Origin of the sequence: Geobacillus sp. FSL W8-0026 (genome assembly GCF_037966255.1) — a bacterium.
In the GTDB taxonomy this organism is placed as follows: Bacteria; Bacillota; Bacilli; order Bacillales; family Anoxybacillaceae; genus Geobacillus; species Geobacillus icigianus.
The window spans coordinates 495372-510388 of record NZ_CP150194.1 but is presented as its reverse complement, the minus strand read 5'-3'; the positions used below and the strand labels follow the sequence as shown (position 1 = coordinate 510388).

Below are 15017 nucleotides of genomic sequence, written 5' to 3'. Positions count from 1 at the left end.
TCACGTCAGTCGTTTCATGGTGATCACTGCATGAAATTGATTCGCTGTCGCGCGTTCATGTAAATTTTACCGATATAAGAATTATACTAATGAAAAATGATCATCCGAACAACATTTTTATGCTTCAAGCCTCTCTGCCCCCCCAACAACCACGTTTTTGTCTTTTTGAAATTTTTCTCAAGCGCGTGATATGTATTGATGGCTAAGCCAATTTATTCGACATTGGAATAAAAAATCCTCCCGATTTCCGTCGAAAACACACGAAATATGAATTTACTGAACACCGTTGCCAGAAGGACGGTGAAAAACGGCTGTCACACACCGATCAGAGTCATTTTCATTCAGAAAAGAAAGCTGATTCTGCGAGGTTTCTCTCATTGAGAAACGGGTGGAGCTCGGCGGTATTTTGTACGAAATCACCGGCCTCCTAGAAAGCTGGTGAAAAACCACTGATTCCTTTCATCAATGGGAGAATGAGTGAAAAACAGGATCAATATGGTAAAACCGTACCCGCGATGAAATCGCCAGCTTTCGAAGGACGCGGGAACTGACTGAGAGGCAAAGACACGTTTTATCAAGGCTTCGCTTCTTGAGAGTCAGCGCCGATGTCCTCATCCCGCATCGCAACTCTGCGAGCAAAAAGAAACAGGCCCCCATTTGAGAGCCGCTCGTTTCCTTGGTTACGCCGTCGTTTTTTTCTGTTGTTACATACATCCTAGCGATAAAATCGTGAATCGACCGTTTGTCTTCTCTTGCAGCTACCATCATCGCACTGATAATAAGTCCCATTCCAAAAGTAACAAAATACACAAGTCTGTCGACAAACGAACGCAAAAACATCGTACCAAGGCCGACTTTGCCGCCGTTTACTTTGGCAATTCGGATGCCGATCATCCGTTTGCCGACCGTATAGCCATACCAAACCGCCGGAACAACTAAAGCGTAAAGCAAGTTGGCCAATGTCGTAAACCAGTTCGTTTCCATACTGCCCGTAATCAAATAGCCGATGACCGAAATCGGAATGCCGATCACAATAGCGTCCAACAAGTTAGCCAACAACCGTTTCCAAAATCCAGCCGGACGGTTCATTTCTATCTGTCATTCCTCCTTTTGCTCCGCTGATATCATTCTATTCTTGACGAACGGCGGAATTGTCTTTATTTCAGCAGACATTTTTCCAAATGAAAAACATCTTTTTCACCATTCATGACCGCTAAAACGTTCTCCGGCACAAGGACGTAGCCACGCAAGGACGATAAGGTCGGTGACGACTGGCACGAGCAAATCGGCGGCATCGCGCAAAAAAGTTGATTTCGTCAGGCTTTTCTCACTGAGAAACAGATCAAATCGCACTATTTTGTACGGAATCATCGCTCCTCGATCGCTGGCGCTGTTTCACTACCATAATTTTGCAGCCACTGCTGAAAAATCGTCCGGGAGCGGCCCTTTTTGAAAGAAATAACGGCGCAAGCGCGATAACAGCGTTCGTTCATCGAGCGAAACATACGGCGCAATCGCATCGCGAAACGTCTCAATTTTTTGACGCACTGAACCCACCTTCTCCCCTTCGATGGCTCCGTCCGAATACAAAATGAGCGTCGCCCCCGGCTCATAACGCAGCCGCCCGCTCTCAACAAAAAGCCGCGGGAGCAAACCGATCGGCGCACAGCCGCGGTCCAACTCCGCCACCGTTCCATCCGGCTGAAACAAAAATCCAGGTGGATGACCCGCCGAGGCATATTCGATCATTCGCTCCTTCACATCGACCAGCACATACATCGCCGTAAAATAATACGTCGTCCGCCCGTTTTCGTGATACAGTTGGCGCATATGGCGGTTGAGCTCCTGGAACACTTCGTTCGGAACGATTCCCTTGCGGATAACCCCGTTCAGAAGCGAACGAACGGACATGCAAATGAGCGAAGCCGCCGCCCCATGCCCCATCACATCCATTAAAAAAATGCCATAACGCCGTTGATCGATCGGATACCAAGCGTACATATCCCCACCCACCTCCCGCGACGGTATGTACGTTCCAGCAATGGAAATCCCCTCAGCGGATAACGGCTTGCTCAATACCCGTTTTTGTACTTCGCGGGCCAGCTTTAAATCATCTTTCACCGCTATGATATCCGGCTCTTCTAAAGACGAACCAGAAAAGAGGAACAAATAAAAAACAATCTCCCCCGCGCGATCGCGAACGGCTTTTACCATCGTTTGCCTCACGCATGGCGATCCTTGCTTTCGCCGCCAACACACCCTCCCTCTCCACTCCCCCCTTTCTTCATTCTCGGCCTTGACCACCTCATAAAACCACGCATCATAATAGCCGGCATACAGCATGTGCAACGGCTGGCCGATAATTTCCACCCCATGGCCGGTCATTTTGGTGAACGCCGGGTTGACAAGCCGGACGGTAAATTGTCCATCGGTCACGAGCATCGCCTGCTCGATGGCTTCATACACGTGTTCAGCCAGCTGGCGCTCGTCCTCATTCCGTTTCGCTTCCGTAATCTCCACGACAACGCCGCTGACCAGCTTGACCCCCTTCGTGCGCGCCAACACGGGGACCGTTTGTTCAGCCACCCAGCGCACCGAGCCGTCCCGTTGGTTGATGATGCGGTACGTTTGAGCGCTCTCCCCCATCTGCGAAAGAAGCCGCCATTTGTCTTTCGCCTTGATTCGGTCGTCCGGATGGGCCACTTTCTCCCAGATGTCCCGATCGTTATAAAACGCTTCCGGCGGCAGTCCATAGAGCCGCTCACATGATGCTGAAATAAACAAAAGCTGCTTCTTTTCCGGAGCGGCCAGCCAATACACATAATCCCGCGGTCCAAAGAGCACATTCATTTTTTCTAGATTGGCGAGCAGCTCACGCCACGCCAAACTGTCATTCCATTGCACACTTTCCCAAAACCCATCCACCATAGAACGTTATTCTCCGACGAAATAATCAAGCGCTTCCTTCTCTGTGGCAAATAGTTTGATAAACGAAGAGAATTTAACAATATGGAAAATCTCAGCAAGCGACCCTTTGACACCGGCAATCACCAGTTCCTTCTGACAAGCTCTGGCCGTCATCACGCTGTCAGCGATCGCACCGAGCCCGGCGCTGTTAATGTAGTTGACTTTCTCCATGTTGACAACGAGATAGTCGGCCTGTTCATTCAACAAGGTTTCAAGCGCTTGGCGGAACGATTCAACATTGTTTAGTGTAATATCCTCTGTCCATGTCAGCGTGCAAATTGCTCCTTGTTTCGTCTCCATCCTGCTTCCTCCAATGGCCACTCATTTTTTTTTGCATTTGCACATACAAAACAAAACGTTGTTCCCTTCTTGCTTTACGTACACATCGTCAACAATATGGGCGATCAGCTGTAGCCCTCTGCCACGCGGCCCTGTGTTGACAGTGTCATGATTCGTGATGGAAAAGCATCCTCCTTGTTGTTTGACCACAATCATTAACTGCCCCTCATCGATTTTCCAAAACACCCTAAACGGAAGTTTCTGGACCTTTTGACAGTATTCATAGGCGTTCATGCACGCCTCCTCCGTCGCTAAACGGAGAAAAAGGCAATCACAAGGCAAAAATCCCATCCGCTCGGCCAGCTCTTCTGTCACTTCCATCGCTTTTAAAATATCAGCCGGCTTCATGATCGTCATCGTTCGGATCATGATCGTATGTTTCATTGACATTCCCCTATCTTTATGCACTTTGTACGTGCAGCCATGGCAATATGCACTTCCCTCACTATACAGCACGGCATACTTTGGGGAAATAGATTCAAAGGGTCATTTGATTCCCTTACTCTTTCATCTAGATACTAGAATAGTTCCTGTTTACTATACTCACATTATAATACAAAATGGGTCTCGTTCCAATTTCCTACATGATAAAAAAGGACATCATGGCATCGTCTGCCCAATGATGTCCCCCTAACGGCGCCGTCGGTGGTTTAATTGGTACACTAGAGCGATCAGCTGCGACCGATCATTGACGCCAATTTTCTGGAAAATGTTCGTAATATGGTTTTTAACAGTATGGACGCTAATAAATAGCCGTTCAGAAATTTCGCGGTTGCTGCATCCTTGAATGAGGAGCTCAAGCACATCCATCTCCCGCGCGGTCAACTGTTCGGACAACATATCAATATCGATGATTCCTTCGTCATCTTGGTAAACGGCGCCTTGCATCATTAACGCTCCGATGGCGGCCAGCGCCGCTATGTAGACTTCGGCTTCTTTCGCCTCGGCCGGCTGTCTGATATGAACAGCGAGCACGCCATAATGACGGTCGCGGACAAAAAACGGCACTTCCATCACGGTCTTGTCCCCGATCGGAACGAGGGTCGGCGCTTGATTTTTCGCTTTCTCACCGCGTCCGTAGCGCCGGCGCACCTCCTCCCGGTAGCCGGACGCCGCCGAAGCCGTAAGCGCCCCTTCATGAATCACCGTCGTCCTATCGTCACAACACCAGACGGCACAAACAAACTCACCATAAGCAAGCTCAACCGCGAATTCGACCATCCATCATCCGCACGATTTCTTCCTCATTTTGCACTACGCGCATCGCTCGGCCAATTTCCATTAACATCGACAGCCGCATCAAATGGCGGTCAGTTTTCGCGCTCGCTTCCGCACATCTCGTCAGCAGCAGCCAATGTTGGACGAGCATATGGCCAAGCGGCAACAATTCCTCCGCGGGCGAAAGAGCCGTCTCACTAGCGACAATGGCCCATCCTTCCAGCGTCTGTTCATACACCGCCGGATAAGCGATCAGCATCTTGGGGCGAATGTCATGGCGGACGAAAAAAGAAAAGCGCGGATCAAGGGCGGCTTCTTGGAAATAAATAGGATGAAATGGCCCATCCCAAGCCACCAATGGCGGAAACAGCGGATCAATGGTCCTTCCTTTTAATCGTTCAGCCTTCTCCCCGTTGGCTGCCACCACGACGCATGCCTGCGGACGCCTTTCAATATATAGTGCGACATCGAGCCGCGGATCCAACTCTTGCAGGCGCGCCAACAGCCGACCGGCATCATACGCAAGAGGATGGTCGGCCAACGCCGCCTCCAGCGGTTTCCCATACGCGTGATACCGCTGTTTGCAGCGCTCGCCGCGGATCAGTTCTCCACATATGGCCGCCATTCGCTCAATGTCCCGAAGCTTCGCCTCCACCGCACCGGCAGGCAGAACGGCCGCTTGGGCAATCACTGCCGCCCATTTGTCATCAACCATCGATTGCTCGCGAACGAGCCACTTCGTTTCCTCTTCGATCAACACCCCAGACCAAACCCAATACTCCGCCTTGCCCTCGACAAAGATGGGAGCGAGGATGCTTTTCATCCCTAGGCAACCGACCGGTGCCAAAATCGGCCGCTGCCAACTTTCAATCGATAATTCCCGCGGACAAAAAAACGTCGTCCCCTCCTTTTGGGCGACAAATAAAACGAGCTCGGCCAGCTCGGTCAAGTTGGACACTTTTGTGACAGGATTGCCGTCATCGTCAACGATGATCATGCTCAGTTGGGTCAAGGCCGCATACGCATCTTGGACATATTGCAACAGTTCACGAATCGCCACGCCTTCAACTCTCCTACACCACTTTTTTATTCTTCAATATATTATGGACAAACCATTTGCAAGAAATCAAGCCCAAGGATTGATCGGAGCGACAAAAACAAACCGGCGCAGTGCCCGCAGAAACCGGGCGGCCAGCGCCGGAACAACCATCCCCCTTCAGACGGAAGGACGCGTGAGCGGCTTCAAATCTTCTTCCAAATAAAAACACCCTTATCCCCCAAAAATTTACCAATCCACCCACAGCCCAAACGGCCGCAAACCATCGGCAAGTTCACGCTTGATCTCGGTCAATGCCTCCTTCGTCTTCGCCTCGGCGCGCAAAACAAGGATGGGTTGCGTGTTTGATGGCCGCACCAATCCCCAGCCTTCCGGAAACTGGATGCGAGCGCCATCCACATCAACAACCGGATAGCGGCCAGCGAACCGGTTTTTCACCGCGGCAATGGCAGCTGGTTTTTTCTCTTCTGGGCAAGCCACGCGCGTCTCCGGCGTCGCCACGTACCGCGGCACATCAGCAAACCACTCAGACAGCGGACGTTCGTCATTCGACAACAAGCGAAGCAGCCGCCCGGCGGCGTACAAAGCGTCGTCATAGCCGTAAAACTCATCATTAAAGAACAAATGGCCAGACATTTCACCGGCAAACGGGATCTCCGGACGGCGGCGCAGCGTCGCCTTCACATGCGAGTGGCCGGTCCGATGGAAGAACGGCTTCCCGCCGAGCCGTTCAATTTCTTCGACAAGCGCCTGCGAACATTTCACTTCAACCGGCGCCGCCGCTCCCGGATGGCGCTTGAGAATCTCGCGCCAGAACAGCACCATCAGCTGATCGCCCCAGCGAATGGTTCCTGTTTCATCGACGACTCCGATTCGGTCGCCATCGCCATCAAAGGCGATGCCGAGATCCGCGTTCTCTTTGCGCACCGTTTCAATCAAATCCGTCAAGTTTTCCGGTACGACCGGATCTGGATGATGGTTCGGGAACGTCGGATCGGATTCGCAGTAAAGCGGGATGACATCGCATCCCCACTCTTTGAGCACTTGCGGCGCAATGATCGACGGAGTACCGTTGCCGCAGTCAACGACCACCTTCAACTTGCGGGGGCCAAGCTGAATCTTCTCTTTGAGCATGCCAATATACGCCGGAACAAGATCGAACGTCTCCTCGCGCCCGCGCGCCGCTAGTTGCGGCTGTTCTTGACTGAGCCGCTCCATCGCCTGGCGGAGCGCCTGAATACGTTCGCCGTAAATCGTCGTTTTTCCCATGGCGATTTTAAATCCATTCTCATCGCCCGGGTTATGGCTGGCGGTGACGATCATGCCGCAGGGGATGTTCGTGTAATATAAGCTGTAGTAAAACATCGGTGTCGTCGAAAGTCCGATATCGACAACATCGCAGCCGCCATCGAGCAGCCCGTCTTTGAGCGCTCGATGCAGCCCAGGGGATGACAGACGGTTGTCATGGGCAACAACCGCCTTTTTCTCCCCTTCCTTTTGCATCATATCGGCAAAAGCCCGTCCGAGCCAATACGCGAACGACTCATCGAGCTCCTCGCCAGCTCGTCCGCGAATATCGTACTCTTTAAACACGTGCGCCGGCCATGCGAACGGTTTTGTAGTGAACGAGTTCATCAACAGCCACCTCCACCGAAATAGATTGTGCGATCGCTGCAGTCAACAAGTACGATAGTGTGGATTCCGCCCCCCGATTCGGGTTCGGACCGTTCGGACCAAGCCCGTCACAGCAGCTGCCGTCGCTCGGATCGGCCAGCGGCACCTTGCCATCGTTTTCCCCGTAAAACCAAGCAAGGCAGCGGCGGACGACATCCCGATACCGGCCGTCGTCCGTTGCCCAATACGCTTCGCGCGCCGCCAAAGCGAGCTTCATCACATCAAGCGGCTGCTGGTCCCAATCGGCGCGATAGCGGCGATTGCACCAACCGCGGTTGCCGATCGGCCGGATGACCCCTCCCGGTCCGCTCATGTTGTCAATAAGGAAAGCAAGACTTTTTTCCGCCACTTCCCTTACCTCATGGCGCGGCGCGCGCCGATACGCCGTCCAAAGCGCCCACGGCAGCACCCCGTTGGCGTACGTCAGCTCCGGTTCATACCATCGCCAGCGGACATCAGCGTTGCTTGCGTACGCTGATAGGAGCCGCTCTTCGAATCGTGCCGCCAACGCGGCCGCTTCCTGCTCATCGACGCCTAGAGGGCGACCTTCCGTCAGCAACACCCCGCAAGCCGCCAACCCCCAAGCCGAGCCTCGCAACGACCGAAGTCCCCATGCCGCCGGTATAGCTCGCCGCAACATCTCAGCCGCCGCCTCGCGCCGCGCCGGATCACGAAGGCGGACGTACGCCATGGCCGCCGCCCAAAACGAGCGACCAAAACAGTCATCCGATGGGGTTTCTTCCTCCTTTGTCCGATCAAAGAAAAAGTTGTTATGGAACGTGCCATCCTCATTTTGCGCCCAAAGCAAAAACGCCAAATAGCGATCAAGCAGGCGATAGAGCCGCTCGTTTGTTTTTGTGTCTTGACACAGGGCGAGCCATTCCAAACACACCCATATCGCCCGGGCATTGTCATCGGTCGAATACCCTTCGCGGCGGCGAGGAATGCGGCCTAAGCTGTGCTCGAGCAACCCGGTGTCGTCAGTCATGCGCTCGAGATGATCGAACTTAATGACTGACGATGCCAACGGTCTTCACCTCCCCACGTTTCGCGGCGCACATGCGCGCAAACAAGGCGACATGCTGTTCGCCGACGCGCGGCCAATGCGTGTTTGCCCCGATTTGGCGCATCTTTTCCTCCCAGCGCTTTAACGCCGCCTCGTCGGCCAACAGCTGCCCGAGCCGCTCTTCCCAGACAGTTGTATCGCCATATGGCAACAACAGCTCTTCACAACCTTGCAACAAATCGCGCGCATGCTCATACGGCGTCGAAACGACCGGACGACCGACGCCGACCGCATAGGCAAGCGTGCCGCTTGTAATTTGTTGCATGCCCGGGTACGGGGTGACGTATAGATCGCATGCCGTCAAATAATCAATCAATTCCGCTTCGCTGAAATACCGATCTTCCATACGGACATGGCGCTCAAGCCCCAAACGGTGAATGAGCGATTTCAACTCGTCGCGATAGGCTTCTCCTTCCCTCTTTTTCACTTCTGGGTGCGTCTGTCCAGCGATGACATACAGCGCTTCCGGCACCTTGCAAACAACGCCCGGCAATGCGGCCAAGACCGACTCAATGCCTTTGCCGCGGCTGAGCAAGCCAAACGTCAGCATCACTTTGCGGCCACTGAATCCGAGGCGACCACGCAGCGAATCGCGGTCCTCACTGCTTGGACCCGGAGCGCCGTGCGGAATGTAGACGATTTTCTCCTTTGGCAGACCGAACGCCTTCACTAAGTAGGGGATCGCCTGCCGGTTCATGACGATGATCGCATCGCTTGCTGTCGCGATTTTCTCTTGAATCGGGCGATACGGTGGCTCAGGCTCGGCAAACACCGTATGAAACGTCGTTACGAGCGGCTTATGGAGCGCGGCGATGAAATCAAGAATGTATTCGCCCGCCTCGCCGCCGAAAATACCGAACTCATGCTGCAATAAAACGACGTCGATGTCGCTTTCATTCACCCGTTTGGCTATCTCGGCATACGCCGCGCGGTTTTGCGCCGGAAGCGGCCAATACATTGGGTGGTGACGATAGGCGTCATCGCCATCGCTTTCGTTGTACAACACGATGATGCGGTCACCGTCGGACGGACCGCGGACGCCATCAATACTTTGGCGCAAATGTTCCGTAAACGTCGCCAGCCCGCACCGCCGCGGCGGGTACGTGCTGACGTAGGCGATTCGAATCATGCTTGCACCGCCTCCTTGAACTGATTAATAATCGAATCTTCAAACACTTCGCCCGCCGGCGTCACCGTCCGATAGCCGAAAATGCTGTTTTGCAAACGACTGCGATCACGAATGACAGAGCGGTCCCAAACGATCGTTTGCGCGCAATGGACGCGGGCGCCAATTTGACAACGATCACCGATGACCGCATTCGGGCCAATGACGGCCTGCGGACCAATTTTCACGTGATCACCGATGAGCACAGGCGGCACAAACAAGACGCCAGCCCCAATCTCCACGTTTTCCCCAACAAACACGCCCGATTGAATTTCACGTCCTTTGAGCGGAATCGGAAATTCCCGGCTCAACGCATCCCAATGCACTTGGCGATAGCGGGCCGGCGTCCCCATATCGCGCCAGTATCCGTTGCTGACGATGCCGTATACACCGACATTCTTCTCGATCAGCAGCGGGAACGTTTCCCGCTCGATCGACACTTCCCGCTCAGCCGGGATATAGCGCATTACGTCCGGCTCGAAAATATACATGCCGGCGTTGATCCGGTTCGATGGGGCTTCCTCGCAGCGCGGCTTTTCGACAAAGCGCAAAATCCGTCCGCAGTCATCTTGTTCCACAACTCCATACGATGACGGATCATCGACTTCTGTTAGGACAATCGTGGCCAATCCTCCGTGCTGGCGATGAAAATCGAGCAGCGGAATTAGCTCAGGCAAGTGGACGATATCGGCGTTAAACACAAGGAAGCGTTCGTTCAGCCAACGCTCGGCGTTTTTGATCGCTCCAGCCGTTCCGAGCGGGTACGGTTCAAGCGCGTATGTAATCTTCACATTCCAGCGCTTCCCATTTTCGAAATAGCGACGGATCACGTCTGAACAATGATGTGCGGCGATGACAAATTCGTTGACTCCTTGGTCGCGAAGATGAACGATGAGGTGTTCAAGCCACGGCCGATTGGCAATCGGGGCCATCGGTTTGGGGATGTTTTCCGTCAACGGACGAAGACGTGTACCTAATCCTCCTGCCAGCAACAATGCTTTCATTTCCTCATCCCTCCATATCTTTTTTCACCAAAATCAACATGGCATCGACGGATGAACGAGAGAATGAAAGTTGTTCGTAGATTGCTAGCACTCAGCTGTGATGATTGCTAATAATACTATACATAATTTTCTTCTTTGATGGCAAGTGAAATGATTGTCGGATCGTGTCGGCGAGCTTTTTTACCGCTTAGCAAGGAGCGTTCCGCCTCTCATTCTCTCTTTCTTCGTTATTCTTTGCGGTATAATGAATATCGGTAATGCTATATATATGTGAGGGAGGAGGAGAATACGCCATGATTTCATCTTTCCGTTACCATGTTGGCATTGCCGGTGCCGGCGCGTTCGCGGAGTTTCTCGCCGGCGCGCTCGCTTCGCTTCCTTCCTTTCATCTTTTCGCTGTCGCTGGGCGGACGGACGCCAAGCGCCAACGCGTGATCGACGCCTATCACCGCCGTCAGCCGCAGGCGGGCGATGTGCGCGAATACCGCGAGGCGGAAGAATTGATCGTTGACCCACACGTTGATATCGTCATTCTCACCACCCCACCGCATTTGCACGCGCCGCTGGCCAAGCGGGCGCTTGAGGAAGGAAAACATGTGTTGCTTGAAAAGCCCGGCGGCCTCACCGCCGAAGCGCTGCGGGCGAACAGCCAGCTCGCCGCCCGCCAAAACCGGGCGTTGGCCGTCAATCTCGTTCTTCGCTACCACCCGCTCACCGAAACTGTCAAGCAACTCATCCGCCGCGCGCTTCTCGGAGCGGTGGACTACGCAAGCCTTCACAACGCCGCCCATCGCGTCGCCGAAGGCCATTGGTTTTGGGACGAACGGCGAAGCGGAGGCATCCTGATCGAGCACGGCGTTCACTTTTTCGAAGTCGGACGTGACTGGTTCGGCGAAGCAGCTGAAGCGCGAGGGTTCGCCTTAACGGATTCGGACGGCACACGGCCGCGCGTCGGTGCCACGATCATTCATGAAGGCAACGGACGACGCGTCCCCGTCCATTATTACCACGGCTTTACGATGGACCCAGCGGCTCCGGAGTCGACGCATTGGGACGTTCATACGCCGCGCGGACGCATCACGCTTGACGGCTGGATCCCGATGCAGCTATCCGTCTCTGGCCTCGTCTCAACCGATGAGGCGGCGCATATGGACGCTTTGCTCGATGCCATTCCGAAACAACCATCCTCCCGCGCCCTCGAACAAATCAGGCAAGCGGCCGACCGCCTGTTGCCGTCGGTTCCACGGTCAGACGCCCCGCGCATCCCGTACGAACGCACCGTGGTGCTCTCGGACCGCCACGGGTGGTACGAAGCGATCGCCCAAGCGCGCTTTCTTGACTTTTGCCGCTTGATCGAAAATCCGAATGAGCGCGGTTTTGTCACGCTGCAGGACGCCATCGCCGACCTCGCCCTAGCCGAAGCGTGCACCGCCGCAGAAACATCATCGTCTGCCCGCTAAGCAGCACAAAACAAGCCTGTTGGGGCTGTAAAGTAACCGCCAACAGGCTTTTTCGTTTGAAACACCGCTTTGTTTTCCAAAACAGTGGAGCTCCTTCAAACATGACGAATGCGGCATCGCCTTGCCGCTGGTCAACTTGACTAAAGAGCTATACGGGTTTGCCAAACCATACGGTTGGGGGACAAGAAGAGGCTTTCTGCTGTTGTGAAGCTTTAAATCAAACCGTTTTCCTTGCTGCAATCTAAACAGGACAAGAAGACGCTTTCCGCTGTTGTGAAGCCCAACGGAACAGGCAGGGACGGTGCCGTTCCCTCTTTTTTGAAAGGACGAAACTTTTTCACTGGACGCTCCGTATTCTCAACTGAAATCGATGACAGGGAGGCGAACTCATTGTTCAAAAAACTGTTAAGTTCCATCGGCATCGGATCTGCCACGGTCGACACAAAACTTGCCAAAGCGCAATACGCTCAAGGGGAAACAGTCGAAGGCGTCGTCGAAATTCGCGGCGGCAGCGTGGAGCAGCACATTGATAAAATTGATCTAGCGTTAGTGACGACGTATATTCGCGAAGTCGACGATCACAAATTCGAAGAAAAAGCTGTGCTCGCCCGACACAAAGTGTCTGACTCGTTGACAATTGGGCCGAACGAAACAAAAACGATCCCGTTCCGATTCACCCTGCCCTATGACACACCGGTGACGCTCGGCTCTTCTAAAGTGTGGCTGCAAACCGGCTTGGATATTCAAATGGCACTGGATCCGCAAGACCGGGACTACCTCACCATCGAACCGCATCCGCTCGTCACAGCGTTTCTTGAAGCCGCCCGTCAGCTTGGATTCCGCCTCCACCATGTGCAGTGCGAACAAGCGCCGCGCCATTGGCAGCCGCGGCTGCCGTTTGTCCAAGAGTTCGAGTTTCGCCCGGCAAGCGGAGCGTTTCGGGGCCGCCTTGACGAATTGGAAGCCATCTTCTTTGTGTCCGAGCACGGCGTCGAAACCATTTTGGAAATCGACCGCAAAGCGCGCGGATTGGCCGGGTTGCTCGCCGAGGCGCTCGATATGGACGAAACGCTCGCCCGCTTCACCTACGGGCCGAACGATCTCGCCTCGCTGCCGCAATTGTTGGCCAATGCCATTCATCGATATAGCTGAACCACAAGGAGGGTATCCCACAAGGATCGGGACACCCTCCTTCATCATACGAACCATCCGTTTTTGCCGCACTATATGTTGTGCTCAACTGAAAGACAGACGGCCTTTTGGTTCAGCTCCCGATGAATGAAGCAGTTCAGCAAAATTCGATTCCTTCCGGCCAAAGGAACAAGTCTTTCCTTATGATGACTTCACCAGCAACGCACAACACTCCACATGCGCGGTATGCGGGAATAAATCGACCGGCTGGACGATTTTCAATGTATAACCAAATGGAACCAATTCAGCCATATCTGCCGCCAACGTTTCTGGGTTGCACGAGACGTAAACGACCCGCTCCGGCTGCGCCCGGCCGATTTTGCGCATCACCTTCCCGCCTGCCCCTGAGCGCGGAGGATCCAAAAGCAACAGCTCCGGCCGTCCGAACTGTTCGAGCACCTCATCGATGCCGCGCCGGGCGTCCCGCGCCAAAAAGTACGTGTTGTCGATGCCGTTGTCTTTCGCGTTGCGTTTCGCCGATTCGATTGATGTTTCCACAATTTCAATGCCGGCTAACGCCTTGACCCGCTTGGCAAACGGCAAAGAAAACGTACCAACCCCGCAAAAGAGGTCGATCATTTTTTCGTGCGGCTGCGGATTTCCCATCTCCAACGCCAGCTCGACCAATTTGGCCGCTTGCACCGGGTTTGTTTGGAAAAACGTGTCAAACCACAGACGGTAGCGAAACCCGCACAACTCGTCATAAATGAAATCACGACCGGCCAACACATGGGTTTGTTCGGACTGAGTGCGGTCGGCCCACGCCCGGTTTTCCAGCCAAAGCAAGCTTTTCACTTCCGGGATCGCCTTTGTCATCCGTTCCGTCAAATCATCGGCGGCCTGCTTTAGCTTCCCTTCCGGCGCCTCGGTCGCGAAAAGCGCCACCATGACTTCCCCGGTCGCAAACGACTCGCGCACCATGAGATGGCGAAGCAGCCCTTCATGCGTATCCTTATGATACCCAGGCAGCCGATGGTCGCGCGCCCAACGCGCCACCTCCATGGCCGCTTTGACGATCTTCTCGCCGGCAATGAGGCACGTCTCCAACGAAATGACTTGCCGGAAGTTCCCGTGCTCATGCAGTCCAAGCAACCCTTCCGGAGAAAACGTAAACTCCATTTTATTGCGGTAATGCCACGGATGTTCCATTCCGATCGTCCCGCGAACAACGTTCGGGTCAAATCCGTGCTGCTCCAAAAGCGCCTTCACATGCTCCGTTTTATGGCGCAGCTGCCCTTCATAATGCCAGTGCTGCCAGACACAGCCGCCGCAACGGTCAAAGTGCGGACACGGCGGCGCAAGCCGTTCCGGATGCGGCTCGATCACTTCTTCCAGCCGTCCCTGAACTCTGCGCCGTTTTGGCTCATCGACAACGACTCGCACCTTCTCACCCGGCAGTGTAGACGGAATGGCCAGTTTCATCTTCTTTCTTTTTCCTTCCTCTTCATGCCAAACGTTAGCCTGTCCAATTCCTTTTTTATCCAAACCATCAACAGTAATACTGAATGACGATCTATCAATCAATGTTGTTCCTCCTTCCTGCCTTAGAATTAGCTAATCACTTTATTGTATTGTACACAATAAGACGACGAATCTAAAGATCGAGCGATCCAAGATGCCAGTTAAACCCTTTGCTTATAATGATTACCAAAATGTCTCAGAACACCTTATCCGACGACGAGCAAGGGCCAACAATGCGGATTCAACCACCTCCAAAAAGCTCGATGAGTTAAAGGGAAATCTGGCTCTTTAGCATAAAAAACCTTGAATATATACTAAGTTGAAATTTTATTTTACATCCCGCTGATTCCTCTCATATCGGCTTGTACTTAGATGAAACCCGCAACGAAAAAACTTATATAGACCCATCCAGCGA

13 protein-coding genes and 1 pseudogene are annotated in these 15017 nt (G+C 53.6%); 2 read left to right on the top strand and 12 right to left on the bottom strand.

Annotation, left to right across the window (positions count from 1 at the left end; genetic code table 11):
* Positions 1-693 precede the first annotated feature (693 nt).
* The 11 genes and pseudogenes from NST29_RS02565 to NST29_RS02515 form a co-directional block, all read right to left on the bottom strand.
* Positions 694-1095, bottom strand: a pseudogene (locus NST29_RS02565) (RDD family protein); the annotation flags it as partial.
* A 102-nt stretch (positions 1096-1197) separates the two neighbouring features.
* On the bottom strand, positions 1198-1371 hold the full coding sequence (locus tag NST29_RS02560; RefSeq protein ID WP_160331366.1) for a hypothetical protein: 174 nt from the start codon (positions 1369-1371) through the stop codon (positions 1198-1200).
* A 27-nt stretch (positions 1372-1398) separates the two neighbouring features.
* Positions 1399-2928, bottom strand: a complete 1530-nt coding sequence (locus NST29_RS02555; RefSeq protein ID WP_033018123.1) for a SpoIIE family protein phosphatase — start codon at positions 2926-2928, stop codon at positions 1399-1401.
* Positions 2929-2934: 6 nt separating this feature from the next.
* Positions 2935-3267, bottom strand: a complete 333-nt coding sequence (locus NST29_RS02550; protein WP_033018122.1) for an STAS domain-containing protein — start codon at positions 3265-3267, stop codon at positions 2935-2937.
* A gap of 21 nt (positions 3268-3288) precedes the next feature.
* Positions 3289-3690: an ATP-binding protein gene (locus NST29_RS02545; protein WP_339232682.1), complete on the bottom strand. Its 402-nt coding sequence runs from the start codon at positions 3688-3690 to the stop codon at positions 3289-3291.
* A 246-nt stretch (positions 3691-3936) separates the two neighbouring features.
* Positions 3937-4452: a helix-turn-helix transcriptional regulator gene (locus tag NST29_RS02540; protein ID WP_339232681.1), complete on the bottom strand. Its 516-nt coding sequence runs from the start codon at positions 4450-4452 to the stop codon at positions 3937-3939.
* Between the two features lie 55 nt (positions 4453-4507).
* Positions 4508-5584, bottom strand: a complete 1077-nt coding sequence (locus NST29_RS02535) for a PocR ligand-binding domain-containing protein (RefSeq protein WP_339232680.1) — start codon at positions 5582-5584, stop codon at positions 4508-4510.
* Positions 5585-5809: 225 nt separating this feature from the next.
* Positions 5810-7216: a phosphomannomutase/phosphoglucomutase gene (locus tag NST29_RS02530; RefSeq protein WP_033018118.1), complete on the bottom strand. Its 1407-nt coding sequence runs from the start codon at positions 7214-7216 to the stop codon at positions 5810-5812.
* Complete coding sequence (locus tag NST29_RS02525) at positions 7167-8282, bottom strand: glycosyl transferase (RefSeq protein ID WP_033018116.1); 1116 nt, start codon at positions 8280-8282, stop codon at positions 7167-7169. Before NST29_RS02525 ends, NST29_RS02530 begins: the two co-directional genes overlap by 50 nt.
* On the bottom strand, positions 8263-9450 hold the full coding sequence (locus tag NST29_RS02520; RefSeq protein ID WP_033018114.1) for a glycosyltransferase family 4 protein: 1188 nt from the start codon (positions 9448-9450) through the stop codon (positions 8263-8265). Before NST29_RS02520 ends, NST29_RS02525 begins: the two co-directional genes overlap by 20 nt.
* Positions 9447-10490 carry an NDP-sugar synthase gene (locus tag NST29_RS02515; RefSeq protein ID WP_033018113.1) on the bottom strand — a complete coding sequence of 348 codons (1044 nt, stop codon included), beginning with the start codon at positions 10488-10490 and terminating at the stop codon, positions 9447-9449. The genes NST29_RS02520 and NST29_RS02515 overlap by 4 nt, the downstream gene beginning before the upstream one ends.
* Before the next feature lie 293 nt (positions 10491-10783).
* On the opposite strand from NST29_RS02515, the gene NST29_RS02510 reads away from it, so the two are divergent.
* On the top strand, positions 10784-11950 hold the full coding sequence (locus NST29_RS02510; RefSeq protein WP_033018112.1) for a Gfo/Idh/MocA family oxidoreductase: 1167 nt from the start codon (positions 10784-10786) through the stop codon (positions 11948-11950).
* Positions 11951-12340: 390 nt separating this feature from the next.
* Entirely contained in the window at positions 12341-13102 is a 762-nt protein-coding gene (locus NST29_RS02505) for a sporulation protein (RefSeq protein ID WP_033018111.1), read from the top strand.
* A 180-nt stretch (positions 13103-13282) separates the two neighbouring features.
* Here the strand turns inward: NST29_RS02505 and rlmD are convergent, their stop codons facing one another.
* A complete protein-coding gene (gene rlmD / locus NST29_RS02500; RefSeq protein ID WP_051985038.1) occupies positions 13283-14665 on the bottom strand; it encodes a 23S rRNA (uracil(1939)-C(5))-methyltransferase RlmD in 1383 nt (460 codons plus the stop codon).
* Positions 14666-15017: the final 352 nt, after the last annotated feature.